The 24,343-nt window shown below is 67.6% G+C and carries 23 protein-coding genes and 2 tRNA genes; 10 read left to right on the top strand and 15 right to left on the bottom strand.

Features of this window, described 5'->3' with window-relative positions; genetic code table 11:
- Nucleotides 1–57: 57 nt before the first annotated feature.
- The 8 genes from DM194_RS08360 to DM194_RS08325 form a co-directional block, all read right to left on the bottom strand.
- A complete protein-coding gene (locus tag DM194_RS08360) occupies nt 58–1,638 on the bottom strand; it encodes a S41 family peptidase (protein WP_111066860.1) in 1,581 nt (526 codons plus the stop codon).
- Nucleotides 1,639–1,984: 346 nt separating this feature from the next.
- Nucleotides 1,985–4,141, bottom strand: a complete 2,157-nt coding sequence (gene rnr, locus DM194_RS08355; RefSeq protein ID WP_111066858.1) for a ribonuclease R — start codon at nt 4,139–4,141, stop codon at nt 1,985–1,987.
- Nucleotides 4,142–4,189: 48 nt separating this feature from the next.
- Nucleotides 4,190–4,783, bottom strand: coding sequence for a hypothetical protein (locus DM194_RS08350; protein WP_111066856.1), 594 nt, complete (start codon nt 4,781–4,783; stop codon nt 4,190–4,192).
- A 63-nt stretch (nt 4,784–4,846) separates the two neighbouring features.
- Nucleotides 4,847–5,926, bottom strand: coding sequence for a chorismate synthase (gene aroC, locus DM194_RS08345; protein ID WP_111066854.1), 1,080 nt, complete (start codon nt 5,924–5,926; stop codon nt 4,847–4,849).
- 135 nt (nt 5,927–6,061) lie between these two features.
- Nucleotides 6,062–6,136: transfer RNA gene (locus DM194_RS08340), tRNA-Thr, on the bottom strand.
- 36 nt (nt 6,137–6,172) lie between these two features.
- Nucleotides 6,173–6,247, bottom strand: a tRNA-Thr gene (locus tag DM194_RS08335).
- A gap of 161 nt (nt 6,248–6,408) precedes the next feature.
- On the bottom strand, nt 6,409–8,343 hold the full coding sequence (locus DM194_RS08330; protein ID WP_111066852.1) for a polysaccharide biosynthesis protein: 1,935 nt from the start codon (nt 8,341–8,343) through the stop codon (nt 6,409–6,411).
- A gap of 63 nt (nt 8,344–8,406) precedes the next feature.
- The gene (locus DM194_RS08325; RefSeq protein WP_111066849.1) at nt 8,407–9,351 is read right to left on the bottom strand and encodes a UDP-glucose 4-epimerase family protein; all 945 of its coding nucleotides are present in this window, start codon (nt 9,349–9,351) and stop codon (nt 8,407–8,409) included.
- 172 nt (nt 9,352–9,523) lie between these two features.
- Between DM194_RS08325 and DM194_RS08320 the strand changes: the two genes are divergently transcribed.
- On the top strand, nt 9,524–10,573 hold the full coding sequence (locus DM194_RS08320; RefSeq protein WP_111066846.1) for a glycosyltransferase family 2 protein: 1,050 nt from the start codon (nt 9,524–9,526) through the stop codon (nt 10,571–10,573).
- Here DM194_RS08320 and DM194_RS08315 read toward each other — a convergent pair.
- Genes DM194_RS08315 through DM194_RS08305 form a run of 3 tightly spaced genes read right to left on the bottom strand, consistent with a single transcriptional unit; the run spans nt 10,535 to nt 13,399 of the window.
- Nucleotides 10,535–11,374, bottom strand: a complete 840-nt coding sequence (locus DM194_RS08315) for a glycosyltransferase family 2 protein (protein ID WP_111066843.1) — start codon at nt 11,372–11,374, stop codon at nt 10,535–10,537. The genes DM194_RS08320 and DM194_RS08315 overlap by 39 nt on opposite strands.
- 5 nt (nt 11,375–11,379) lie before the next feature.
- Nucleotides 11,380–12,384 (bottom strand): MraY family glycosyltransferase, encoded by a 1,005-nt coding sequence (locus DM194_RS08310; protein ID WP_111066840.1) that lies wholly within the window; start codon nt 12,382–12,384, stop codon nt 11,380–11,382.
- A 31-nt stretch (nt 12,385–12,415) separates the two neighbouring features.
- Nucleotides 12,416–13,399, bottom strand: coding sequence for an NAD-dependent epimerase/dehydratase family protein (locus DM194_RS08305; protein WP_111066838.1), 984 nt, complete (start codon nt 13,397–13,399; stop codon nt 12,416–12,418).
- 168 nt (nt 13,400–13,567) lie between these two features.
- Between DM194_RS08305 and DM194_RS08300 the strand changes: the two genes are divergently transcribed.
- Together DM194_RS08300 and DM194_RS28425 are read left to right on the top strand one after the other, a co-directional pair.
- A complete protein-coding gene (locus tag DM194_RS08300) occupies nt 13,568–13,906 on the top strand; it encodes a hypothetical protein (protein ID WP_111066837.1) in 339 nt (112 codons plus the stop codon).
- 35 nt (nt 13,907–13,941) lie between these two features.
- Nucleotides 13,942–14,091 carry a hypothetical protein gene (locus DM194_RS28425; RefSeq protein ID WP_176581376.1) on the top strand — a complete coding sequence of 50 codons (150 nt, stop codon included), beginning with the start codon at nt 13,942–13,944 and terminating at the stop codon, nt 14,089–14,091.
- Nucleotides 14,092–14,238: 147 nt separating this feature from the next.
- Here the strand turns inward: DM194_RS28425 and DM194_RS08295 are convergent, their stop codons facing one another.
- Nucleotides 14,239–14,700, bottom strand: a complete 462-nt coding sequence (locus tag DM194_RS08295) for a GNAT family N-acetyltransferase (protein WP_246024147.1) — start codon at nt 14,698–14,700, stop codon at nt 14,239–14,241.
- Nucleotides 14,701–14,834: 134 nt separating this feature from the next.
- Here DM194_RS08295 and dcd point away from each other — a divergent pair, with 134 nt between their 5' ends.
- The 3 genes from dcd to DM194_RS08280 all read left to right on the top strand — a co-directional run bounded on the left by dcd (nt 14,835) and on the right by DM194_RS08280 (nt 17,283).
- A complete protein-coding gene (dcd, locus tag DM194_RS08290) occupies nt 14,835–15,389 on the top strand; it encodes a dCTP deaminase (RefSeq protein WP_014248468.1) in 555 nt (184 codons plus the stop codon).
- A gap of 57 nt (nt 15,390–15,446) precedes the next feature.
- Entirely contained in the window at nt 15,447–16,739 is a 1,293-nt protein-coding gene (gene murA / locus DM194_RS08285; protein ID WP_111066835.1) for a UDP-N-acetylglucosamine 1-carboxyvinyltransferase, read from the top strand.
- A 64-nt stretch (nt 16,740–16,803) separates the two neighbouring features.
- Nucleotides 16,804–17,283: a DUF2948 family protein gene (locus tag DM194_RS08280; RefSeq protein WP_111066833.1), complete on the top strand. Its 480-nt coding sequence runs from the start codon at nt 16,804–16,806 to the stop codon at nt 17,281–17,283.
- Nucleotides 17,284–17,325: 42 nt separating this feature from the next.
- Here the strand turns inward: DM194_RS08280 and DM194_RS08275 are convergent, their stop codons facing one another.
- Nucleotides 17,326–17,682 (bottom strand): hypothetical protein, encoded by a 357-nt coding sequence (locus DM194_RS08275; protein ID WP_111066831.1) that lies wholly within the window; start codon nt 17,680–17,682, stop codon nt 17,326–17,328.
- A 135-nt stretch (nt 17,683–17,817) separates the two neighbouring features.
- Between DM194_RS08275 and DM194_RS08270 the strand changes: the two genes are divergently transcribed.
- Nucleotides 17,818–18,390: a type 1 glutamine amidotransferase domain-containing protein gene (locus tag DM194_RS08270; protein WP_111066829.1), complete on the top strand. Its 573-nt coding sequence runs from the start codon at nt 17,818–17,820 to the stop codon at nt 18,388–18,390.
- 157 nt (nt 18,391–18,547) lie between these two features.
- Here the strand turns inward: DM194_RS08270 and DM194_RS28055 are convergent, their stop codons facing one another.
- Nucleotides 18,548–19,012, bottom strand: a complete 465-nt coding sequence (locus tag DM194_RS28055; protein ID WP_162629984.1) for a MarR family winged helix-turn-helix transcriptional regulator — start codon at nt 19,010–19,012, stop codon at nt 18,548–18,550.
- Nucleotides 19,013–19,583: 571 nt separating this feature from the next.
- On the opposite strand from DM194_RS28055, the gene DM194_RS08260 reads away from it, so the two are divergent.
- Both DM194_RS08260 and DM194_RS08255 read left to right on the top strand, forming a co-directional pair.
- Nucleotides 19,584–21,278 carry a methyl-accepting chemotaxis protein gene (locus DM194_RS08260; RefSeq protein WP_111066825.1) on the top strand — a complete coding sequence of 565 codons (1,695 nt, stop codon included), beginning with the start codon at nt 19,584–19,586 and terminating at the stop codon, nt 21,276–21,278.
- Nucleotides 21,279–21,385: 107 nt separating this feature from the next.
- A complete protein-coding gene (locus DM194_RS08255) occupies nt 21,386–22,336 on the top strand; it encodes an alpha/beta hydrolase (protein ID WP_162629983.1) in 951 nt (316 codons plus the stop codon).
- A gap of 129 nt (nt 22,337–22,465) precedes the next feature.
- Here the strand turns inward: DM194_RS08255 and DM194_RS08250 are convergent, their stop codons facing one another.
- On the bottom strand, nt 22,466–23,134 hold the full coding sequence (locus DM194_RS08250; RefSeq protein WP_111066821.1) for a LuxR C-terminal-related transcriptional regulator: 669 nt from the start codon (nt 23,132–23,134) through the stop codon (nt 22,466–22,468).
- 471 nt (nt 23,135–23,605) lie between these two features.
- On the opposite strand from DM194_RS08250, the gene DM194_RS28530 reads away from it, so the two are divergent.
- On the top strand, nt 23,606–24,259 hold the full coding sequence (locus tag DM194_RS28530) for a LuxR C-terminal-related transcriptional regulator (RefSeq protein ID WP_246024146.1): 654 nt from the start codon (nt 23,606–23,608) through the stop codon (nt 24,257–24,259).
- Nucleotides 24,260–24,343 lie beyond the last annotated feature (84 nt).

The following is a 24,343-nucleotide window of genomic DNA, read 5'->3' as shown; positions in this document are numbered from 1 at the left end:
GGCGAAATCGATGTCCGATCTCGATTGCCACAGGGCCCGGCTTTCTCATGGCCGGACTCAGCGTTCCGCCACCGTGTTGACCAGGGCGCTGGCCACCGCGCGCTGGTACAGCGCCGGCTCGGACAGCAGCCGCATCGCGACCTTCAGGTCGAGGTCCGGCTCATGCTCCTTCCAGGGGCAGGCTTCGCGCAGGGCGCTCAGCGCATGCTCGTCGTCGGCCGCCTTGGAGCGCCAGCTGGCGATCTGCGCCGGGCGCAGCCGCCCCTCGCGCAGGTCGGACAGCAGGGAATCCGGATCGTGCTGGCCGGCGCGGCTGGTGCAGACGGTGGGCTGCACGCCCTGGCGGTGCAGGGTGTAGCCGGCCGGCGTGTAGATGCGGCTCCAGGTCAGGAACAGCTCGCCGTCGTTGGGCAGCCGGGTGACGGTCTGGACGCTGCCCTTGCCGTAGCTGGAGGCGCCCACCACCACCGCGCGGCCCGAGTCCTGCAGCGCCGACGCAACCACCTCGGCGGAAGAGGCGGAGCGGCCGTCGACCAGCACCACCAGCGGCAGCCCGTCCAGCAGGTCGTCGGGGGTGGCGTCGAAGCGCTGGCGGCTTTCGGGGTTGCGGCCTTCCGTGGAGATGATCCGGCCGCGGCGCATGAACAGGTCCGCCACCGCGACCGCCTGGTCCAGCAGCCCGCCCGGGTTGCCGCGCAGGTCCAGCACCATCCCGTTCAGGGTCGGGCCGGCGGTCCGGCGGATGGCGGTGACCGCCGTCCGCAGGCTGGAGGCGGTGGTGGCGTTGAAGCGGTCGAGCTTGACGATGCCGACGTCGCCGGACAGCGAATAGGTGATGGTGTTGGGCACCACCCGCTCCCGCCGCAGCGGCAGGCGGCGCGGGGCGCCGTTGTCGCGGGCGACGGTCAGCGTGACCAGGGTGCCGGTCGGGCCGCGCAGCCGGTCGCGCATCTGGGCCGGAGTCATCCGCGTGGTCAGCTCGCCATCGATCGCCAGAAGCTGCTCGCCGTCGATGAGGCCGGCGCGTTCGGCCGGGCTGTTCGGCATGATGTCATGCACGGTCACGCGGCCGTTGGCGTTGCTGTCCAGCGAGAGGCCGACGCCGCCATAGCCTTCGCGCTGCGCCCGCTCGCTGGTCGCGCGCTGGACGCCGGAATAGCGGGAATACCCGTCGAGATCGGCGGTGACGCCGTCGAAGACCACCTGGTACAGCCGTTCCGGCGTCGCCTTGGAAAGAACCGGGGAGTGGCTGCGCGCGCGGTCGATGACGCGGGTGGTCAGCGCCGCCCAGCCGCCGGCGTCGGCGTCAGGCGCCGCCCCGTACTCCGCGGCCAGGGTGCCCGACACGTACAGGCGTACGGTGCTGCCGGCGCGCTCCACCGTCACGGCGGGATCGAGCGCGCTCAGGCCCTTGAGGCCGTCCATGCCCAGGCGGTTGAAGGACACGGAGTCCAGATACACCTCGGCGATCTTGCCGAAGCCGACGGCGAAAACCTGCTCGCTGACCGGCGGCGGGGCGCTGGCCGGAAGGGATTGGGTGGGTGCCGCGGCCGCGGTGGAGGCGAGCAGCGCCGCGGCCGAGAGCAGGAGGGCGGAATGGCGGATGGAGCGGCGCAGGCGGCGCGCCAGGCTCGGCATCGTGGGAGTCCGAATCGGGGACATGCGTGACGGTACGGTGTGATCGCACGCGCTGTGATCGCAATTGGCCATGGGGCGAACCGCGGCCTCCCTTTCCTACAGCCGGACCGGACGAGGATGGTGCCGATCCCGGATGGGGGATAGATACACCTTCGTTCAGTGGGGTGTGCGGGACAAAATTGCGGACCGATTTGCAATGTTGCGGATTGTCCCGGCCTGTGTCGCCAAGGCCACGCTTGTGTCGTGCGGCGGGGGTAAACCCTTGGCTTTGCCACGAGTCCGCCACCAATTCGCCACACTGCTTAAGCGTTGCCTTAAAGCAACGGTATCGGCTGGAGACCCGCGCTCACTCCGAGTCGGCCAGCCGGAAAAGCATGCTGCCGCTGACCGGATCGGCCTCCACCAGCACCACCTTGACCGGGCTGCTGAGGCGGTATGCGCGGCCCGTACGCTGCCCGACCAGGGCGTGAGCCGCCTCGTCATGCTCGTATCTGTCGTCGGGCAGGGTGCTGGCCGGGATCAGCCCGTCGGCGCCGCTCTCGTCCAGCCGCACGAACAGCCCGAATCGGCTGACGCCGGCGATGCGGCCGCTGAAGCGCTCCCCCACACGGTCGGCCAGGAAGGCGGCTGTGTAGCGGTCGACCGCGTCGCGTTCGGCGGCGGCGGCGCGGCGTTCGGTTCCGGACAGATGCTCCCCGATCTCCGCCAGCCGGCCCAGCGTCTCGTCGTCCAGCCCGCCGACGCCCAGCCCCAGGGTGCGGATCAGCGCCCGGTGGACGATCAGGTCGGCATAGCGGCGGATCGGCGAGGTGAAATGGGCGTAGCGGTGCAGGGCCAGCCCGAAATGGCCGATGTTGTCGGGGCTGTAGGCGGCCTGGGCCTGGGCGCGCAGGATCACCTCGCTGACCAGCGGCGCGTGCGACGTGCCCTCCACCTTGCGCAGGATGCGGGTGAAATGGCTGGGCGTCAGGTCGGCGCTCTTGCCCAGGGGATGGCCGATGTCGGCCAGGAAGCCGCGCAGCGCCTCCATCTTGTCCATCGAGGGCCGGTCGTGGATGCGGTAGAGGCCGGGCATGGTGTGCCGTTCCAGCACCTCCGCCGCCGCGACGTTGGCGGCGATCATGAACTCCTCGATCAGCCGGTGGCTGTCGTGGCGCTCCCGCACCGCGATCTCGGCGACCCGGCCGCGCTCGTCGATGCGGACACGGCGTTCCGGCAGGTCCAGCTCCAGCGTGCCGCGCCTGGCACGGGCGGCGGCGAGCCGGGCATAGGCGCCGAACAGCGGGGCGATCACGTTTTCGGCCAGCGGCGCCGTCGTCTCGTCCGGCCGGCCGTCGTGGCACTCCTGCACCTGTTCATAGGTCAGCCGCGCCGCCGAGCGCATCAGCCCGCGGACCAGCCGGTGCCGGATCAGCGCGCCGTTGCGGTCGATCCACAGGTGGAAGGCGAGACAGGCGCGGTCCTCCCCCGGCCGCAGCGAACACAGCCCGTTCGACAGCGCTTCCGGCAGCATCGGCACGACGCGGTCGGGGAAATACACGGAGTTGCCGCGCTCGTAGGCCGCGCGGTCGAGCGCCGATCCGGGGCGCACGTAATAGGATACATCGGCGATGGCGACGATCAGGTGCCAGCCTTCCGGGTTCTCCGGGGCGCCGTCCGGTTCCGCCCACACGGCGTCGTCGAAATCGCGGGCGTCGGCCCCGTCGATGGTCACCAACGGGATGTCGCGCAAATCCTCCCGCTGCATCAGCGCCGGCACCGCCGCCAGTTCCGCCTCGCGCAGGGCCGCGTGAGGGAAGACGGTGGGGATGGCGTGGGCGTGGATGGCGATCAGGCTGAAGGCGCGCGGCTCGTCGGTGGAGCCCAGCCGCTCGACGACGCGGGCCTGCGGCTGGCCGGCACGCCCGGCCGGCAGGATGTCGGCGAAGACGAGGTCGCCGGCTTCGGCGTCGCCGCGGTTGGGCGGCAGCACCAGGAACTCGGTCTTGTGGCGGCGGTCCGTCGGCAGGATGCGCCCGCCATCGGCGCTCGGCCGGTAGACGCCCAGGATGCGGCCCTCGCGCTCACCATCGATGCGGCGGATGACGCGCGCCTCGTAGAGGCGGTCGTTGATGCGGGCCAGCTTCGCCAGCAGCGTGTCGCCGACCGCCAGCGGCTTGTCCTCGCCCCGCGATTTCCGCTCCGGCAGCAGGAAGATGCGCGGCGGGGCGCCTTCGCCGGTCCAGGTCAGCGGCCGGGCCGACAACTCGCCGTCGGCGTCGACGCCGGTGATCAGCAGCACGGCGACGGCCGGCAGGGCCTGCGGCGGGGCCATGCGCTTGTTGCGTCCGCGCTCCACCGCTCCGTCCGCCTCCAACTCGCGCAGCAGATCCTTCAGCATTTCGCGGTCGGCGGAGCCGGACAGCTTGAAGGCGCGGGCGATCTCGCGCTTGCCGACGGGGGTGGTGCTGGACCGGATGAAGGCGAGAATGGCGTCCTTGCCGGGGAAATGGCTGTCGGTCACTGGGCGGGAAGTCCGTCGGTTCTTGTCGATGCTACGGCTATATAGGGATCAGTCCGGGTTGGCGTCGCCGGAACTCGTCGCCCATGGCTTGCCGGCCATCGCGCGGATGGCGTCGCTGCGCTCCAGCGCCTCGCGGAAGCCGGCGAGCGGAAAGCGCACCTCGGTCTTCTCGCCGGCCGGCGACTGGCCGACGATGGAGACCTCCGGCGCCGGGGCGATCCGCTCCACCATGCGGCGGTTGATGTCGGGATCGGTCACGGCGCAGGTGTTGGTCTCGAACCGGTAGGGGTTGCAGGGGGAATCGGGCTTGAACACCGCCCGGTCGGACCAGACCCGCACCATCCTGTCGAGATCCAGCGAGTCGGCGGACACCCGAAAACGCAGCCCCTCGCGCCATTTCTCGGTCGAGCGCAGCCAGACCAGCCGGGCGGTGCGGTCATTGGTGCCGCGGGCGATCAGTTCGCACTCCACTTGCCGCGTGGCGGTCCAGAGCTGGCAGTAGAGCTTCCAGCTTTTGAACGTCTCGTCGAATTCCTCGAAAGGCCTGTCGTTCGCCATGGCCGCCGGAATTGCGCCGGCAGAGAGCGCGGCCAGCATCGCCAGGGCGAGGATCGGGCGCTGTCCGTGGCGGAGGGCGGGCATGGGATTGTCCTGTAGGGCTGATTGAAACGGGTGGGGGTCTAGCCTGGCAAGAAGCCCAAACCCTCACTCCCGCCGCTCGGCCCGCCGCCGCAGCAGATGGTCGGCCAGCACGCAGGCCATCATCGCCTCGCCCACCGGGACGGCGCGGATGCCGACGCAGGGGTCGTGGCGGCCCTTGGTCAGGATGTCGGTGTCGTTGCCGGCGGTGTCCACCGTCTGGCGCGGCGTCAGGATCGAGCTGGTCGGCTTGACCGCGAAGCGCACGACGATGTCCTGCCCGGTGGAGATGCCGCCCAGGATGCCGCCGGCATTGTTGGACAGGAATTGCGGCTGGCCGTCCGGGCCCATGCGCATCTCGTCGGCGTTCAGCTCGCCGGTCAGTTCCGCGGCGGCGAAGCCGTTGCCGATCTCCACCCCCTTCACCGCGTTGATCGTCATCATCGCGCAGGCGAGGTCGCTGTCCAGCTTGTCGTAGAGCGGATCGCCCAGGCCGACCGGCACGCCGGACGCCACCAGCTCCACCACCGCGCCGACCGACGATCCGCTCTTGCGGATGCCGTCGAGATACTCGGCCCATTGGACGGCGGCCACCGGGTCGGGGCAGAAGAAGGGGTTGTTGTCGATCTCCGCCCAATCCCAGCGGCTGCGGTCGATCTTGTGCGGGCCGATCTGCACCAGCGCGCCGCGAACCCGGATGGCAGGGCCCAGCACCTTGCGCGCCACCGCGCCGGCGGCGACCCGGCAGGCGGTTTCCCGCGCCGAGGAACGGCCGCCGCCGCGGTAATCGCGGATGCCGTATTTCTGCCAATAGGTGTAGTCGGCATGGCCGGGGCGGAATTTGCCGGCGATGTCGCTGTAGTCCTTGGAGCGCTGGTCGGTGTTCTCGATCATCAGCGAGATCGGGGTGCCGGTCGTCTTGCCCTCGAACACGCCGGACAGGATCCTCACCTGATCGGGCTCCTGACGCTGGGTGGTGTAGCGCGACTGGCCGGGGCGGCGCTTGTCCATCCAGGGCTGGATGTCGGTTTCCGCAACGAGGTCGATCAGCGACGGGCAGCCGTCCACGACGACGCCGATGGCCGGGCCGTGGCTCTCGCCCCAGGTGGTGAAGCGGAAAAGCGTGCCGAAGCTGTTGCCGGCCATGGTGACATCCTCCCGAAACGAACCCGCGCCTGAATGTTCACAGTTGTGAAAACGCGCGCGTTTCTTGCGGCCTTTCGGCGGCAAGGTCAAGGAAGCGATGCGCTGATTTTAAGGGGAGGTTTTAAAAGGGGGAAATGGTGCTGCCAGAGAGGATTGAACTCTCGACCTCTCCCTTACCAAGGGAGTGCTCTACCACTGAGCTACGGCAGCGCCAGATGCAGGCGCCTGAAGACAAGATCGGGGGAATGGTGCTGCCAGAGAGGATTGAACTCTCGACCTCTCCCTTACCAAGGGAGTGCTCTACCACTGAGCTACGGCAGCCCCGATAACCGATCATCGCCGGGGCGATGCGTCCGGGTGAGGCGTCCAGGCTTGGCCGCCCCCCGAAGTGGCGCGGGTTATGCCACAGGCTTTTGGGGGATGCAAGCGCTTAAAATCACATTGCCGCTCACTTTTTTCCGCGCCTGGAACGATCCTCGAAATCACGCCTGCGTCGCGGCGGGCGGAAGCACCGCTTCGGCGCGGAAATCGGGCACGACGGTGCCGAGGATCGACAGGACGCGCTCGCCGTCTCCGGCCCGCGCCGCCGCTTCCAGCTCGCCCACCGCGCGGTTGACCAGCGCATAGTCGATCAGCCGGGGGGAGGCGAGGAAGACGCCGTCGGCCTCGGTGCGGCTGGGCGCCTCCGCGGCGGTCAGGATTTCCTCGAACAGCTTCTCGCCGGGACGCAGGCCGGTATAGGCGATCTCGATGTCCACCCCCGGCCGGTAGCCGGCCAGCCGGATCATCTGGCGGGCGAGGTCGGCGATCTTCACCGGCTCGCCCATGTCCAGGACCAGGATCTTGCCGCGGTCCTCGGCGCGGGTGGCGCCGTGGGCCGACGCCTGCAGCACAAGCTCCACCGCCTCGCGCACCGTCATGAAATAGCGGCGCATGTCGGGATGGGTGACGGTCAGCGGCCCGCCCTGCGCCAGCTGCCGGGTGAACAGCGGCACGACCGAGCCGGACGAGCCCAGCACGTTGCCGAAGCGCACGGTCATGTAGCGGGTGGCGTGCTCCGCCCCGTCGCGCGGCGGCAGCACGTCCAGCGCCTGGCAATAGGTTTCGGCGAAGCGCTTCGCCGCGCCCATCACGCTGGTCGGGCGGATCGCCTTGTCGGTGGAGATCAGCACCATGGCGAGGCAGCCGGCGGCGCGCGCCGCGTCGGCCACGTTGCGGGTGCCGACCACGTTGGTCAGCGCGCCCTCGCACGGGTTGGCCTCCACCAGCGGCACATGCTTGAGGGCGGCGGCGTGGAAGACCAGGGCCGGGCGCTCGTCCTGGAACAGACGCATGATGCGGTCGCGGTCGCGGACGTCGGCGATCACCGCGCGGGTGTCGAGGCCGGGGAACTTCTCCCGCACCTCCATCTCGATGCTGTAGAGGTTGAACTCCCCGGCATCGAGCAGGATCAGCCGTTCCGGCCCCAGCGCCGCGATCTGGCGGACCAGCTCGCTGCCGATGGTGCCGCCGGCGCCGGTGACGATCACACGCCGCCCGCCGATCAGCCCCGATATGGCGCCGCGGTCCAGCACCGCCTGCGGCCGGCCCAGCAGATCCTCCAGCGCGATGGGACGCACCTCCACGCCCTTGCCTTCGCCCAACGCGGACTTGAACTCGGTCAGGCTGGGCAGGCGGGACATGACCAGCCCCAGCGCCTCCGCCCGGTCGAGCAGGCTGCGCAGGGTCGATCCCTTCAACTCGGCATTGCCCTTGGTGACGATCAGCCGCTGCGGCCGTTCGCCCTTGCGCTCCAGGGTCTGGACCACCTGTTCGAGGTCGTCGGGGCCGCCCAGCACCGGGACGCCGCGCACGGCATGGCCGATGCGCCGGCCCTTGTCGTCGAGGATGCCGACCACGCGGTAGGCCGACTGCCCCGGCTGGTCGAGCGAGCGGATGAACAGCTCCGCCGCGTCGCCGACGCCCAGCAGCAGGACGGGGATGCGCGGCACGCCCTCCACCGCCTCGGCCCAGCTGAAACGGCGGTCCTTCAGGAAGCGGTAGCCGAAGCGCGGTCCGCCGAGCAGCAGCATCTGCACCAGCCACAGGATCGGCGGCAGCGAGCGGGGCAGAAGTTCGGCGCGCGTCAGCAGGAACATCGCCAGCACGAAGCACAGCACCGCCACGGTGACGGCGCGCACCACCTGCATCAGGTCGGGGATGGAGGCGTAGCGCCAGATGCCGCGGTAGAGCCCGAACAGCACGAACACCACCGCCGAAACGCCGACCAGCACCGGCAGCGCGATGGCCAGCGCATCGAAATAGAGACCGAAGGCGGAACCGCCGACCCGCAGATAGAGCGCGACGACCAGGGCCACCCCGGTCATCACCAGATCATGCAGGAACACCAGGGATGCCCGTGCGGACGGGATGCGCATGCCGCTAAACCTTGTTCTTTCGTTCGGCAGCTGGAGCCTGTGACGGCGGATCCAGCCCGGAAATCAGCCGCGGGAAGCTTTGAACCATTCCGCCGTGGCGCGCAACCCGGTCGCAAGGTCATGCGGCGGGCGCCAGCCGAGCCTGTCGCGGATGGGGCCGTCGTCCACCGTCAGCGTGCCGGCCAGCCGGTCGAACACCGCCCGCGTCCCGGTCAGCGTCGCGCCCAGCGCCATCAGCCCCTGCGGCACCGCGACCAGCCGGGCCGGGCGGCCGAGCGCGGCGGCGATGGCGCGCACCAGATCGGCGGTCGACAGCGGCTCCCCATCCTGGACCAGGAAGGTCTGCCCGGCGGCGTCGGGATGCTCCAGCACCGTCACCACGGCGTCGGCGAGGTTGCCGACATAGATCAGGCTGCGGCGGTTGCGGATGCCGCCCAAGGGCAAGGGCAGGCCGGCCGCCACCAGCTTCAGCAAGGCCCGCATGTTGCCGGCGGCGCCGGGGCCATAGACCAGCGGCGGGCGGATCACCGCCACCTCCATGCCGGTGCGGGCCGCGATCTCCGCCAGCGCGCGCTCGGCCTCCAGCTTCGACACGCCATAGGGGCTGTGCGGGTCGGGCGTCGCCGCCGCGTCCAGCGGGGTGGGGCGGCTTTCGTCCACCATCGCCTTGATGCTGCTGAGGAAGACGAAGCGCTTCACCCCGGCCGCCGCCGCCTGTTCGGCCAGCCGGACGGTGCCGGCGGTGTTTACGCGGCGGAACTCCGCCAGCGGATCGGATGCGGTGTCGCGCATCACATGGACGCGGGCCGCCATGTGGATCACCGCGTCCATGCCGGCGAGTGCGGTGGTCCAATCGGTGTCGGGGCCGATGTCGCCGACGACGGCCGGCTCCCACGGGCCTTCGGCGGCGGTGCGCAGGGCCGCGCGCACCTGATGTCCGTGGGCGGCCAGCAGCGGGACGGTGTGGCGGCCGACGAAGCCGGTGGCGCCGGTCAGGAGAACGCGCATGGGCGGGAGGGTCCGGGCTTGGTTCGCATGGTGGATTGAACGACGATCTATTATCCGGTTTGGCCAGGTTGCGCCACGGCGCAAAGTCTCACGCCCCTTTTCCGGCTTTCAGTCGATGAAGGGAATGGCTATAAGCTGGTCAGGGACGCGTAAATAAGGACGCTACCAAGACATGTCACATCTCGTGGACGATGCAAATGATCGGCACAGCCGGATCATTATCGTCAGCTTTAATTGCGCCGACTTCGTCAATCGCGTCATTGGCTGTCTGCTCGACCAGACCGATCCCGCTTTCGAGGTGGTGATCGTCGACAACGCCTCGAAGGACGTCGACGGCATCGCCCTGCCTGCCGATCCGCGGTTCCGCATGATCCGGCTGGACACGAATGTGGGCTTCGCCAAGGCCAACAATGTCGGCGCCGCCGGTGCCGCCGTTCCCTGGATCGTCACGCTGAACCCCGACGCCTTCCCGCGCCGCGACTGGATGGAGCGGCTGCAGGCCGCCGCCAGCGCGCAGCCAGACGTGGCGATGTTCGGCTCGACCCAGCTCTTCTCGCACGATCCCAATATGATCGACGGCGAGGGCGACCAGTATTCCATCTTCGGCTTCGCCTGGCGGGTCAATTACCGGCGCATGCTGAAGCCGCCCTATTACAGCGGAACGGTGTTTTCGCCCTGCGCCGCCGCGGCCATGTACCGGCGAGACCATTTCGAGGCCGTCGGCGGCTTCGACGAGGATTTCTTCTGCTATTGCGAGGATGTCGATCTCGGCTTCCGCATCCGGCTCAACGGTGGACCGGCGGTCCAGGTCGGCGACGCGGTGGTGGAGCATGTCAGCAGCGGCGTGTCCAAGCAGTACGGCACCTTCGCCCAGTATCACGGCGTCCGCAATCTGGTGTGGACCATGGTGAAGAACATGCCGCTGCCGCTGTTGCCGCTGGCCTTCGCCGGCCATGCGCTGCTGGTGGTCTATCTGGTGGTGCGCAGCCTGGGCAGTGACCGCACCGGCGCCATCGGCCGCGGCATCCGCGATGCGCTGCGCGGAATGCCGCGCATGATCGCCAAGCGCCGCGCCATCCAGCGCGACCGCAAGGCCACGCTGGGGCAGGTCGCCCGCATGATCGCCTGGAACCCGCTGCTGCTGAAGACCCGCGGCCGGCCCGGGCTGCGGAAATCGCACAGCTCAGACCAGCCGCCATCCGTGGGTGTTGAAAAAGCGTAGGGCGGAGCGGGCGAACATCCGTATATGCGCGCCGCCCTTGCGTGCGGCCTTGCCGCCGAAATGCACCATGCGCACGTCCGGCACATAGGCGATCTCACCCAGCGCCATCGCCCGGCGCGACAGGTCGAAATCCTCGAAATACAGGAAATAGCCGTCGTCGAAGCCGCCCAGCCGGGTCAGCGCGTCGCGCCGGAACAGCATGAAGGCGCCGCTGACCTGCTCCAGCCCGGTGACGACGGCGTCGCGGGTGACGTCGCGCATCTCGTAGCGGTCGAGCCGCCGGGCGAACATCCGCTTGACCGGGGCCGGGGCGAAGGCGCGCAGGCCAAGATCCAGAACGGTCGGCCGGCGCTTGCACAGGAACTCCTGCTCGCCCGACGGGCCGAACACCTTGGGCGTCAGCAGCACGGTGCGCGGGTGCGCCTCCATATAGCGCCAGCCCGCCAGCAGCGCGTCCGGTTCCAGCAGGATGTCGTAGTTCAGGATCAGGTGATAGGGCGCGTTGCCCCGCCGGATGGCGAGATTGTGGCCGGCGCCGTAGCCGACATTGCCATGCCCGGCGATCAACGTCACCGGCGGCCGACCGCCCTCCGCATAACGGTCGAGCAATGGCCGGAAGGGAGTGGACGCCGCGTCGCTGCCCTTCGGCGCGCCATTGTCGACGATCCAAAGCCGGGTCTGCACCCCGGCCGCCTCGGCCAGCCGGTCGGCGGCGGCGCCGATGGTGTCGAGGGAGCGGGCCAGAAGCTCCGGGTCGGGATGGTAAAGGACGACCGACAGGTCGAGGAAAGCGGAGGTCATGGGGGTCAGGCCTTCGACATGCGCGTCAGCGTCGCCAGCAGCAGCGCGACGGCCACGGCGCCGGGCACGAGCGTCCAGGCGCCGAAGCTCCCGGCGGCCAGCGCCGCGACGACGAGGACCAGGCTGTAGCCGACGATGGTCAGCACCACGCGGTCATGCCGGCCGACGCCCCTGGCGGCCTTCTGATAGAAATGCTCGCGGTGGGCCTGCCAGATCTTCTCGCCGCGCAGCAGCCGTCGCAGCAGCGTGATGGTGGCGTCGGTCAGGTAATAGGCGGGCAGGATCAGCGCCGCCGCCCAGTCGCCGCGCGCCGCCAGCGAGGCCAGAAGGAAGGCCAGTATATGGCCGAGCGGGATGCTGCCGACATCGCCCATGAACATGCGGGCCGGCCGCCAATTGTGGGTCAGGAACCCCGCCGCCGCCCCGGCCAGCGCCGCTCCGGCGACGCCGGTCAGCCCGAAATCGCCCATGACCAGCGATACCAATGCAACGCCGCCGCCGATCAGGATCGTCTCGCTGCCGGCCAGCCCGTCGATCCCGTCCATGAAATTGTAGAGGTTGACGAACCACAGCCACAGGAAGGCGGTCGCCGCCCGGTCCAGCCCCCAGGGCAGCCAGCCCTGCCAAACCAGCTGGTCGGACGGCAGCGCCAGCAGCCCGAAGGCCACCGCCAGCGCCTGCACCGCCAGCCGCAGCAGCGGCGACAATTCGCGCCGGTCGTCCATCCACGACACCCCCATCAGCGCCAGCGTCCCCAGCAGCACCGCCGCCGTCTCCAGCGGCCGTCCGAAGGCGATCCCGGCGATGGCGAAGACCGGCACCACCGTCAGCATCACCGCCCAGCCGCCGCCGCGCGGGGTGGGAGCCTGATGGCTCGACCGCTCGTTCGGGATGTCCATGATGCTGCTGGCCAGCAGATAGCGCAGCACCCGCGTCGACAGGTACCAGCCGACGGCCAGACACAGCAGGAAGACACCGATCAAGGCGGTCGAGTAGGCGGTGGGGGTCATGGTGGCTCGGGACGTGGAGGAAAGGGGAGGGTCAGAGCTTGTGGTAGCCCTTGTACCACTCCACGAAGCGGGGCAGGCCGATCTCGATGGGGGTTTTCGGTTCGAAGCCCAGCACCTGGCGGCTCAACTCGATGTCGGCGGCGGTTTCCTGCACATCGCCGGCCTGCATCGGTTCCATCACCTTCACCGCCTCGCGGCCGAAAGCCTGCTCCAGCACGCCGATGAAGCGCATCAGCTCCTCGCACCGGTTGTTGCCGAGGTTGAAGACGCGGTGCGGGGCGCCGGTTTCCGCGTCGACGGGGGCAGGGCGGTCGAGGGCGGCCAGCACGCCGGCGACGATGTCGTCGATATAGGTGAAGTCGCGCTTCATCTTGCCGCCGTTGAAGACGCGGATCGGCCGGCCGGCGGTGATGGCGTCGGCGAACAGCCAGGTCGCCATGTCCGGCCGGCTCCACGGGCCGTAGACCGTGAAGAAGCGCAGGCCGGTCATCGGCATCTGGTAGAGATGGCTGTAGGTGAAGGCCAGCATTTCCGCCGCCTTCTTGGTGGCGGCATAGACCGATACGGGGCTGTCCACCCGGTCCTCCACCGAGAACGGCTTCTTGCGGTTGGCGCCGTAGACGGACGAGGTCGAGGCATAGACGAAATGCCGCAAGCCGGGCATGCGGCGCGCCGCCTCCAGCAGCGTCACCTGTCCGGTGACATTGGCGTCGACATAGGCATAGGGATTCTCGATGGAATAGCGGACGCCCGGCTGTGCCGCCAGATGGACCACGCCCGTCACGTCGGTGAACTGCGGCCACAGCCCCTCGACCGTCGCGCGGTCGGAGATGTCGGCCTTGAGGAAGCGGAAGCCGGGCCGGCCGGTCAGCCGGGCGAGCCGCGCCTCCTTCAGGGCAACCGCGTAATAGTCGTTCAGGTTGTCGAGGCCGAGCACGCTCTCCCCGCGGTCCAGCAGAGCGGCGGCGACATGCGATCCGATGAAGCCGGCGGCACCGGTGACGAGGATGGTCATGGTCTCAAGGCCCTTATGACGATGGTCCGCCGGTCTTATGCCCCAGCGGCGGCCGGGGCGCCAGCCTCCATCCACGACCTTTCCGTGACCGGTTGGCACGCTTGACAGGCGCTCCACGCTGCCGGTCTACTGCGCGACCGCGACACATCAGGACCGATGGGACCATCGATGCCCCCGAAGAAGAATCCGCTGAACCTGAACCCGCTGCAGCTGCGCACCCTGACCCTGCTGCAGGAGCTTGCCCGCCTGGAGAACAAGCCGGCCGAGGACGAGGAGGGTGGCTTCCAGATCACCGCCCTGCCGCATGCCCATGGCAACCATTTCCATCTCGGCCATTCCGTCGTTTCCGCCAAGGACGCCACCGGCCTGCAGAACGACGCCGTCTGGACCATCCTGGAGCGCAAGGGCATCGTGAAGCGCACCCCCGGCGCGGCGATCCTCACCGCGACCGGCGTCGCGTATGACACCGGCCTGCGCGACCAGATCCTGCACCAGTCCAACCACTGAGGCCGGCCGCCGAGGCCGGTCGCGGAGCCGCTCCGATGGACGACACCGCCGAGACGATGAAGGAAGCGCCGCCGGCCCCGGTGAAGCCGAAGCCGGCGGCGACCGCCCGTGACGAACGCCTTGCCGCCCGGTTGCGCGAGAATCTGCGCAAGCGCAAGGAGCAGGCGCGGCAGCGCGGGGAGTGAGTGGGCGTTAAACCTTCACCCTAACCCTCCCCCGCCCAGCTCTCGCACAAAGCCTCGCTTTGTGCTGACGCGACAGGCGGACCGCGGGTCCGCTGAGAGCGGGGGAGGTTAGGTGGGGGGCTGACCTCCCCAAAATCCGCAGGATCCCTAAGCCAAGTCCTTCCTGAACCAGATCTGCCTGTGCCCCGGCGGATAGCCTTCCATTTCCGCCCACACCGAATAGCCCTGCTTCGGGTAGAATCCCGGCGCCTGGAAGTCGTAGGTGTAGAGCCGCGACCAGCGGCAGCCGCGCAGGCGCGCCTCCTGCTCCGCCGCCGCCAGAATCCGGCCGCCCAGGCCGCTGCCGCGGGTCGATTCGTCAACCCACAGCAGGTCGACATACAGCCATTCCCAATTGGTGTAGCCGACCAGCCCGCCCTTCAGCGCGCCGTCCGCATCGCGGGCGACGGCCACCAGGTCGCGGCGGTCATAGGGACGGCCGAGCGACGCCTCGTTGTAGTCGCGCAGGCCGTCGAAAATTCCGGCCAGGTCGGCCGGGGCGGGGGTGTCCGTTACGGACAGGGTGAAGCTCTGGATCATGTCGGGCAGCTTAACCGTGGCGGCGGGCAAGACCAGCGCCGTGATAAAGAACCGTCCATGCGCGTCGAGCGGCCTCGCTTTCCTTGAGCGCCGCCGCGTGCTCGGCTACAAACCAGCCTTCACGACCCCTCCATCCAATCGATACGCCAAGGAGTACCCCCGCGATGGGCATCATGCCGGACAGCTGGATCCGCGAGATGGCCGAGACCAAGGGCATGATCGAGCCCTTCGTCGAGACCCAGAAGCGCGAAGGCGTGATCTCCTACGGCGTATCGTCCTACGGCTACGACGCCCGGGTCGCCGACGAGTTCAAGATCTTCACCAATGTCGACAACGCCATCGTCGACCCGAAGCGCTTCGACGATTCGAGTTTCGTCGACCGCAAGACCGACGTCTGCATCATCCCGCCCAACAGCTTCGCGCTGGCCCGCACGGTGGAGTATTTCCGCATTCCGCGCGACGTCCTGGTCATCTGCCTGGGCAAGAGCACCTATGCCCGCTGCGGCCTGATCGTGAACGTCACCCCGCTGGAGCCGGAGTGGGAAGGCCACGTCACGCTGGAGATCTCCAACACCACCCCGCTGCCCGCCAAGGTCTATGCGAACGAGGGGCTGTGCCAGTTCCTGTTCCTGAAGGGCGACAGCGTGTGCGAGGTGTCCTACGCCGACAAGTCGGGCAAATACATGGGGCAGAAGGGCGTCACGCTGCCCCGGCTCTGAGCGCTTCTACATCTGAACGCCTTTTTTCGAAGGCGTATCCGCGAAAGAAACAGGTCCATGGACAAGATCCGCATCCGCGGCGGCCGCCCGCTGAACGGCTCCATCACCGTTGGTGGAGCCAAGAACGCCGCCCTGCCGCTGATGACGGCGTCGCTGCTCACCGACGAGACGCTGACGCTGACCAACCTGCCGATCCTGGCCGACATCAACACGCTGTGCAATCTGCTGCTGCAGCACGGCGTGGCGATCCACATGGCCGGCGCCGGCGGCGATTGCGCCGGCCGTGCCGTGGACTTCACCGCGCGCGACGTCACCAACACCACCGCCCCCTACGATCTGGTCCGCAAGATGCGCGCCAGCGTGCTGGTGCTGGGTCCGCTGCTGGCCCGCTGCGGCGAGGCCAAGGTGTCGCTGCCCGGCGGCTGCGCCATCGGCGCCCGTCCGGTCGACCTGCACATCAAGGGTCTGGAGGCGATGGGCGCCGACATCCGGATCGAGGCGGGCTACATCGTCGCCAAGGCCTCGGCCGGCGGTCTGCGCGGTGCGGAATACGTCTTCCCCAAGGTGTCGGTGGGCGCGACCGAGAACCTGCTGATGGCCGCCACGCTGGCCAAGGGCACCACCATCCTGGTCAACGCCGCGCGCGAGCCGGAAGTGACCGACCTCGCCGAATGCCTGGTCAAGATGGGGGCGAAGATCACCGGCATCGGCACGGACCGGCTGGTGATCGAGGGTGTGGACCGGCTGCACGGCGCCCGCCACATGGTGGTGGCCGACCGCATCGAGACCGGCACCTACGCCATGGCCGCGGCGATCACCGGGGGCCGTCTTGACATCATGAACACCCGTCTCGATCTGATCAAGGCGGCGGTCAAGGCGCTGGCTCCGGCCGGCGTCGCCTTCGAGGAGATCGAGAACGGGATCCGCGTTTCGCGCGCCAACGGCGAACTGCACGGCGTCGATGTGATGACCGAGCCGTTCCCCGGCTTCCCCACCGACCTTCAGGCCCAGATGATGGCCCTGATGTGCACGGCCAAGGGCGCGGCGATGATCACGGAAACGATCTTCGAGAACCGTTTCATGCACGCGCCGGAGCTGACGCGCATGGGCGCGCGGATCACGGTCCACGGCTCGTCGGCCCTGGTGCGCGGTGTGGAGAGGCTGACCGGTGCGCCCGTGATGGCGACGGACCTGCGCGCTTCGGTGTCGCTGGTGCTCGCCGGGCTGGCGGCGGAGGGGGAGACGACGGTCAACCGCGTCTATCACCTCGACCGCGGCTATGAGCGGGTGGAGGAGAAGCTGGCCGCCTGCGGTGCGGAGATCGAACGCATCCACGGCGGCGACGAGTAAGCGGCGGGGGCGCCCCTCCCGCCATCCCATTGAGGCTGGCCTTTCCCGAGAGGTGCCCCCGATCATGACGGCCATCACCCCGATCCGCCTGCGTGCCGAAGACGAGGAGGACCTGAAGGTCGTTTCCGCCTGTCTGCAGGACGCCATCCTGCCGGTCGGCGACATGTGCTTCCAGCCCGACGAGAAGCGGTTCGTCATGGTCGTCAACCGCTTTCGCTGGGAGGCGGCCGACCAGCCACGTCCCGGCCCGACCGCCGACGACGACGATCTGGCTCCCTATGAGCGGGTCCATTGCGGCGTAAGGGTGGAGGGGATAACCGGGGCGAAGCTGCGCGGCTTCGACCTGAAGGACCGCGGCCGGATGCTGGAACTGCTGTCGATGGAGACGGTGGAGGGCGGAGTCGCCCTGCATTTCGCCGGCGGCGGCTGTGTCCGCCTGGACGGACCGTCCTGGCGCATGTTGGTGGAGGATCTGGGCGAGCCCTGGCCCACCGGCTGCAAACCCTGCCATCCCGACGAAACTACTCCCGACCGGACCGCCTGACCGGTGCCGCATGAATGTCGGGCGGCTTGGCGGAGCGCCGGTTCAGCGCTCCGCGACCTGGGCGTCGCCGTGCAAACGGCGGATTACCTCCTCCGCGGTCTTCTTGTAGGTGACGGTATCCTCGGCATCGCCCGGCGAAAGCTGCGAGCGGTGGACGGTGAAGAAGCGGTGGCCGACGTCCAGCATGCCGCTGGCCTCGACCAGGATGCTGTCGTCCTTGCTTTTGGCGGCCGGGGAAACGGAAACGATCTGGCCCAGTTCCTCGCCGAGCAGGCCGGTCACCTCGACGCCGACGAGGTCGTCACCGCTGCGCGGATCGGCGGCCCGCGCCGACTCGGCATGGGCAAAGGATAGGGTCGTCGCCAGCGCAAGGCCGGCCAACATGGTCTGGAACCGCATGAGTCGGGCTCCCATCGCTGCTGATGTGTGGCTCGTATGTCACAATCAACATGGGAATTGCGGGACAGTTCCCAGGGAACCATCCAGGGGTAATCCGGTTGCTGCGGTACGACCTTCCGCGAAGGAGAACCCTCCATGGCTAAGAAACTCGACGGGAAGACCGTCGCCGTCCTCGCCACCGACGGCTTCGAACAGGTGGAACTGACCGAACCGGTGAAGGCGCTGCGCGACGCCGGCGCCACGGTTCATGTGGTCGCGCCCAAGGCCGGGCAGATCCAGGGCTGGAATCACCATGACCGCGGCGACATGGTCGACGTGGACGTGACGCTCGATCAGGCCGATGCCGCCCGCTACGACGCGCTGCTTTTGCCCGGCGGCGTGATCAACCCCGATGCGCTGCGGTTGGAGCCCAAGGCGATCGAGTTCATCAAGGGCTTCGTCACGTCCGGCCGGCCCATCGCGGCGATCTGCCACGGCCCCTGGACGCTGATCGATGCCGGCGGCGTGCGCGGCAAGCGCATGACCAGCTGGCCGTCGCTGCAGACGGATCTGCGCAATGCGGGAGCGACCTGGGTCGACGAGCAGGTGGTGACCGACCACGGTCTGGTCACCTCGCGCAAGCCCGACGACATTCCGGCCTTCTGCGGCAAGATGATCGAGGAGTTCTGCGAAGGCCGCCACACCGGCCGTCGCCACGCGGCGGAGTAGAAGGCGTAGCAGGGGCGGGGGAATTCTTGCTGCGTTAGCCCCAACACCGTGTCGTTAAGCTGGCCATGTCGAGATCGTCGCTCATGATCCAGTATGCAATCCCGTTCCAGGCACGCCGCATTTTGTGTCAGCGCACCTTAACGACACGGTATTGGGCCTAGATGCCATCGCCTTTGGGTTCTGACCCGTCGGTTCCGGCCGTCAGCAACCGCCCGAGCAGGTCCCGCAGGCCCGTCCCAAGGTCAGCCTGCGCCTCCGGAGACATGGCGGCGATGGCCCTTTCCACCGTCTGAAGCGGATCCTGCGCCAGCAAGGCCCGTCCGGCGTCGGTCAGCGATACGATCCGTGCCCGCTTGTCGTCCGGCGAGACCGCCACCACGAGCAACCCCCGCCGCGTAAGCGCGGCGATGGTGCGGGATGCCGTGCCGGGATTGGTTCCCTGGTACTTCGCAAGGCCCACGACATTGCGCGTACGTTCCCCGGCGTTGCCGAAATAGCGTAGGGCCGACCACTGGGCCGCCTGCATGTCCGCGGTCCAGCACAGGTCGTGGACGGTGCGCGCCGTCTGTTCGACAAGGCTGGCCAGCCCCTGGACCCGCGCGGCGGGAGGCGTGGTGCCCACACTCCCGGATGAACCGGGGTGGGAAGCCGCCCCCGGAGATGCGGCCGGCTCGGGTTTGCTTGTCACCAACAAACACCTTCCCTTCACGCCTGCGCATCGGTATAGTCGTTTCCAACAGACACGAATCCAACCTGTGATCGCGCCCGAGCGGCCTGCGTCATTCCAGAACTGAGGATTACCAGCCGCATCATAGTCTCCGCACCGCACGCCCACGCTGGCCGCTCCAGGAACTGTGCCGGAGGTTGCGCCAGGGTTTGCAATGTCACACAGGGTTTGCAATGTCACATACGACGTCACCGAAGCAACGGATCCTAAGATCCTGCGGGGCAGCGCTTTTGCCGACAATGTTCGGGCCCGCTGAATCATTTCAATAGCAAATGCCATGCTGAAAAGCCGAACGCAACAATCAAATTTGATCTTTTTTTGACAGAACTTTTTGATGCGGCAGGAGGTATGCTTCGAAGTGGTGGGAGGCATGCAGGAAATATACAGCGAAGCGACAATAAAAAATTAAGCAATTATAAGTAGAAACCTGAATCAGTCATTGGTATTCAGGTGAGGGTCGAGCATCATGACCACGGTTAATCTCAATATATCTATCCGCGCGAAACTATGGGGTCTTGTCGGTGCGGCCTGCATCGCCTGTCTGGCGATTGCCGGTGCCGGCCTGTACCTGAATCATCAGCGCATGTACGAGGACCGGGTGGCCTCGTTGAAGTCGCTGGTCGACATTGGCCACAGCATCGCAGAAAAGTACGAAGCCGATGTCGTAGCCGGGAAAATCTCGCGCGACGAGGCTCAGGCCCGGTTCAAGGACATGCTGCTGGCGCTCAAATACCAGGGCGACGGTTACCTGTTCTCCTACACCTATGACAATTTTGGCTTCGCGCATCGCAACGCCAAGGTGATGGGCAAGGACGCGTCGGGGCTGAAGGACGCCAAGGGCGTGCCGATCCTGCCGGCCATGGTGCAAATCGCCAAGCAAGGGGAAGGCACCTACCTGTACCCCTGGTTCGTCAACAACAACGGCACCGACGAAACCGAGGAGAAGCTGTCCTACGTCCGCGGCTTCGAACCCTGGCAGATTTTCATCAGCACCGGCGTCACCATCGACGATCTGCAGACCGCGACGATGGGGCAGCTCTGGAAGATGCTGGGGATCGTGGCCCTTCTGGCGTTGCCGGCCATCGCCCTGATCGCTCTGGTCGGCCAGACCGTCAGCACCGCCATCGCGCGGCTGAGCCGCAACATGCGCCTTCTGGCCGATGGCGACCTGTCCGTCACATTTCCGGAAACCGGCCGACGCGACGAGATCGGCGCCATGGCTCAGGCCGTCCAGGTGTTCAAGGAGAACGCCGCGACCAAGGCCCGCCTGGAAACCGATCAAATGGAATACACGCGCCGAGCCGAACAGGAAAAGCATCAGGCAATGCTGACGATGGCCGCCGACTTCGAAGGCAGCGTGAAGAACATCGTCGACACGGTGGCCTCCGCCGCGACGGAGATGCAGGCCTCGGCCCGATCCCTCTCCCACGCGGCGGAAGACAGCGTTCGGCAGATCACCGCAGTGGCCGCCGCGTCCGAACAGGCCTCCACCAACGTTCAGACGGTGGCCGTCGCCGCCGAGGAACTGTCCGCGTCCATCACCGAAATCGGCCGTCAGGTCGACACCTCCACCCGCATCGCCGAGCAGGCGGTGGGCGAGGCGCAGCGGACCAACGAAGCGATCCGCAGCCTGGTGGACGCCGCGAGCGAGATCGGTCAGGTCGTGGAGTTGATCAACAACATCGCCGGCCAGACCAACCTGCTGGCGCTGAACGCCACAATCGAAGCCGCCCGCGCGGGCGAGGCCGGCAAGGGCTTCGCCGTCGTCGCCAGCGAAGTGAAGGCTCTGGCGACGCAGACGGCCCGCGCCACCGAGGGCATTCAGTCCAAGGTCGTGGAGATCCAGGCGGCGACGACCGGCGCGCAGGGGGCGATCGAAGCCATCGCCAAGACCATCGGCCAGATGAACGAGATCGCCACGGGCATCGCCTCGGCCATCGAGGAACAGAACGCGGCGACCCAGAACATCGCCGGCAACATCACCCAGGCGGCTCGCGGCACCGAAGTCGTGTCCACCAACATCGTCGGCGTGAACCGCGTGGCGACCGACACCGGCAGCGCGGCCACCCAGGTGCTGGGCGCTTCGCAGGGCCTCGCCCAGGAGGCGGAGCGCCTTCGCGAAGAGGTCGCGAGCTTCATCGCCACCGTCAGGGCCGGCTGAGAACCCCGGGCGCAAGCCCCCTGGGTCAGGAACCACGGAGGAGGGAAACCCGTAGGCCGGGCCTCCCTTCTCACCAACCAGCGATAAAAAACAACGGAATGCAGAAAATGAGACATGCGATGATCGGGCTTGGCATGGCCCTGTACGCGATGGCCTGTTCGCCCGCTCTGGCTGCCGGCGAGGTGGTCGGGGTCGAGCATTGGGTCGAGAACGCCGACACCCGGATCTATGTCTGGGAGAAATTCACGGACAAGCCGACCGGCAAGAAGATCGTGGTTCTGGCGCACGGCTCCGCTACCGCCGGCAAGGAAAGCTTCGACCTGCAGGTTCCGGGCAAGCCCTCCTACAGCCTGATGGACCGGCTGGCGCGGGAAGGGTTCGACGTCTTCGCGCTCGACACCCGCGGTTTCGGGCGTTCGACCCGCCCGGACAAGCACATGACCACCGGGCAGGCGAAGGAGGACCTGAAGGCCGCCATCGATCATATCCTGAAGCTGCGCGGCGCCTCCAAGGTCAGCCTGGTCGCGTGGTCCTGGGGAACGCAGTATGGCGGGATGTATGTGATGGACAATCCCGGCACCGTCGATAAATACGTCACCTACGCCCAGATGCACGTGGACAGCCCCGACGTCGCCCGGCGCCGCGCCCGTATCGACGCCTTCCGGGAGAACGCGTACATCACCATCCCCGAGCCCGGCTGGAAGCCGCGCTTCACCTCGATGACGCCGGCCGAAGTGAACGAGTCTGACGTGGTCTCCACCTTCGCCACGATCGCCGCGAAGGTGGAGACCAAGAGCCCCACCGGGCCGCAGCTCGACCTCGCCACGGCGCTGCCGATGGTCAACCCGCGCCTGATCCCCGTGCCGACGATGGTCATCCACGGCCAGTACGACGACGTGGCGGACACCGACGGCCTGCTGCCCTTCTTCGCGAGTCTGCCGAACCCGCAGAAGAAGTATGTCGTCATCCCGAACGCCGGTCACATGATGCACCTGCAGAAGGGCCACCAGCTGTTCCAGCACGAGGTCGTCGGCTTCCTCAAGGATCCGGCTTCCTAACCGGGAGCGGTCCCGTTCCGCAGGGTGTTCACCCGGTGGCCGGCGCTTTTACGGAGCGCCGGCCTTCTCCGTCTTGAGACGTTGGTGCAAAAAGGGAACCGCCAGACACCTCCCCCAACCAAACAGCCCCTAGGCCGTCACCAACGGCGACAACCCGTTCTGGATCGCCCACACCGCGGCCTGGGTGCGGTTCTGCGCGTTGATCTTCCGCATCACGTTCTTGAAATGCATCTTCACGGTGGATTCCGTGATGTGCAGGTTGCGCGCGATGGCCTTGTTCGACTGGCCGGCCAGAAGGCAGCGCAGGATCTGCACCTCGCGTTTCGACAGGTCGCCGCTGGGCGGCATGGTGATGGGCGTCGGGGTGTGCTGCGGACGTTCGTTCGCCGCGGCCATCAGCAGGCCGGCGACATGGGTGGGATAGACCACCTCGCCCAGCATCACCAGCCGAAGGGAGCGCAGCAGGCTCTCGCTCGACATGCTCTTGTTCAGATAGGCGTCGGCACCCGCCTTGAGCGACTGCGACAGGCTGCGGTCGGCGATGGTGTCGGCCAGCACGACGATCCGCGCCGAGGTGCCTTCGCGCAGGCGGCGGATGCCGGCGATCTCCTCGGGCATGCCATCCTGCAGCGCCAGTACGATCAGATCGGGCTGGTCGCCGTCGGCGATGAGGTCGAGCGCGTCGTCGGCACTGGCCGCATGGGCGGTGACCCGGAAGGGGCCGCCGCCGATCAGCGTCGCCAAAGCCGCAGAGAAAAGCCGGTCGTGGTCGACCAGCATCACAGTCCAAGTCTTCATCGGTCATCCTCCGCTGAGCCGCCCATTGCCGGGCGGCGGCGATTTCCCCCTTCGATCTGCATTCCCTGGACCCTGGTCTGAAGACCAGAGCCAAGGATTGGGCCGGTTGTTCCGGTCCAGACAGACTCCGAACTTAAAAAATTAGACCAATATTGTTCGGAACAGCGGGCTTTACGCTTTGTGTTCGGATGATTTATACGGTTCATTAACCAAACGCGCAAGATGAGAACAGGAAAGTCACAGCCAATAGATCGGATTTCGGAAGAAATTGAACGGAGATCCGTTCATTCGATATTGAGAGGTAGGCACACCATAGAGGGTCGCGAATGAACCGCTTTCCCAATGGGGCTTTTTGGGTGTTCTTGGCCCTACTGGAAAGTAGTCCGCTGAACGTAAGGGGACACGATGGAGTTCGAGCTTCAAGCGCGCGGCAGTTCGCGTAGCGCGGGCAATCCGACACGGATTTTTCTGGTGGTCGACGAGCAGCCGATGGTTCGCCACGGCTTCGCCCTGTCCATCGGTGAAATCTACCCCGGAACGCGCGTGATGGAGGCCGGGTCGTTGGATGAAGCGCTGGATATCGGCCGCAAGACTCCCGAACTGGTGCTGGTCCTGTATGACCCCGGCCCGCAGCGCCTGGACGATGCGGATGTCGCCGCCGGCGCCGGCGACGGACTGCGCCGGCTGAAGGAAACGTTGGTCGCGGTGCCCGTCCTGATCCTGACCAACTCCGACGAGGTGGCGGACATCGTTGAGAGCGTTCGAATGGGCGCCCGCGGCTATGTGCTGAAGACCAGTCCGCCGGAGGTGCTGGAGCATGCCATTTCGCTGGCGCTCAGCGGCGACGTCTTCCTGCCGCTGCCGCGTGCCGTCCTGAACGGAGCGCTGAGCGAGGGGCCGCGCGGCAACGACGACATCCTCGACCGGCTGACCGACCGCCAGCGCGACGTGTTCGAACTGCTGCTGGCCGGCCATTCCAACAAGGAGATCGCCCGCGGCCTTGGCGTGCTGGAAGGCACGGTGAAGGTGCATGTCCGCGCCATCATGCAGAAGCTGGGCGTGCGCAACCGCACCCAGGTGGCGGTGGTCGCCGCCCGCAACGGCTGCTTCTCCGGCGAAGGATAGTCCGGCCCTCCTCGTCCACCGGCCTCGTCCAACGGCCTCGTCCGCCCCTCTCGTCCGCATTGCCTGAACCGTCCCGCTTCCGGC

Source organism: Azospirillum ramasamyi (genome assembly GCF_003233655.1).
In the GTDB taxonomy this organism is placed as follows: Bacteria; Pseudomonadota; Alphaproteobacteria; order Azospirillales; family Azospirillaceae; genus Azospirillum; species Azospirillum ramasamyi.
The sequence above is the reverse complement of the archived record's forward strand: the minus strand, read 5'-3'. Positions and strand labels throughout refer to the sequence as shown.

Excerpts from the sequence above, each read along its gene's own strand:
- DM194_RS08260 (WP_111066825.1), top strand. The coding sequence starts at position 19,584 with ATGACCACGGTTAATCTCAATATATCTATCCGCGCGAAACTATGGGGT.
- DM194_RS08315 (WP_111066843.1), bottom strand. The coding sequence starts at position 11,374 with ATGACCTCCGCTTTCCTCGACCTGTCGGTCGTCCTTTACCATCCCGAC.
- DM194_RS08305 (WP_111066838.1), bottom strand. The coding sequence starts at position 13,399 with ATGACCATCCTCGTCACCGGTGCCGCCGGCTTCATCGGATCGCATGTC.
- DM194_RS08310 (WP_111066840.1), bottom strand. The coding sequence starts at position 12,384 with ATGACCCCCACCGCCTACTCGACCGCCTTGATCGGTGTCTTCCTGCTG.
- DM194_RS08360 (WP_111066860.1), bottom strand. The coding sequence starts at position 1,638 with ATGCCGAGCCTGGCGCGCCGCCTGCGCCGCTCCATCCGCCATTCCGCC.
- dcd (WP_014248468.1), top strand. The coding sequence starts at position 14,835 with ATGGGCATCATGCCGGACAGCTGGATCCGCGAGATGGCCGAGACCAAG.
- aroC (WP_111066854.1), bottom strand. The coding sequence starts at position 5,926 with ATGGCCGGCAACAGCTTCGGCACGCTTTTCCGCTTCACCACCTGGGGC.
- DM194_RS28425 (WP_176581376.1), top strand. The coding sequence starts at position 13,942 with ATGGACGACACCGCCGAGACGATGAAGGAAGCGCCGCCGGCCCCGGTG.
- DM194_RS08350 (WP_111066856.1), bottom strand. The coding sequence starts at position 4,783 with ATGCCCGCCCTCCGCCACGGACAGCGCCCGATCCTCGCCCTGGCGATG.
- DM194_RS08320 (WP_111066846.1), top strand. The coding sequence starts at position 9,524 with ATGTCACATCTCGTGGACGATGCAAATGATCGGCACAGCCGGATCATT.
- murA (WP_111066835.1), top strand. The coding sequence starts at position 15,447 with ATGGACAAGATCCGCATCCGCGGCGGCCGCCCGCTGAACGGCTCCATC.
- DM194_RS08255 (WP_162629983.1), top strand. The coding sequence starts at position 21,386 with ATGAGACATGCGATGATCGGGCTTGGCATGGCCCTGTACGCGATGGCC.
- DM194_RS08300 (WP_111066837.1), top strand. The coding sequence starts at position 13,568 with ATGCCCCCGAAGAAGAATCCGCTGAACCTGAACCCGCTGCAGCTGCGC.
- DM194_RS08270 (WP_111066829.1), top strand. The coding sequence starts at position 17,818 with ATGGCTAAGAAACTCGACGGGAAGACCGTCGCCGTCCTCGCCACCGAC.
- DM194_RS08275 (WP_111066831.1), bottom strand. The coding sequence starts at position 17,682 with ATGCGGTTCCAGACCATGTTGGCCGGCCTTGCGCTGGCGACGACCCTA.
- DM194_RS08250 (WP_111066821.1), bottom strand. The coding sequence starts at position 23,134 with ATGAAGACTTGGACTGTGATGCTGGTCGACCACGACCGGCTTTTCTCT.
- DM194_RS08330 (WP_111066852.1), bottom strand. The coding sequence starts at position 8,343 with ATGCGCATCCCGTCCGCACGGGCATCCCTGGTGTTCCTGCATGATCTG.
- DM194_RS08325 (WP_111066849.1), bottom strand. The coding sequence starts at position 9,351 with ATGCGCGTTCTCCTGACCGGCGCCACCGGCTTCGTCGGCCGCCACACC.
- DM194_RS08280 (WP_111066833.1), top strand. The coding sequence starts at position 16,804 with ATGACGGCCATCACCCCGATCCGCCTGCGTGCCGAAGACGAGGAGGAC.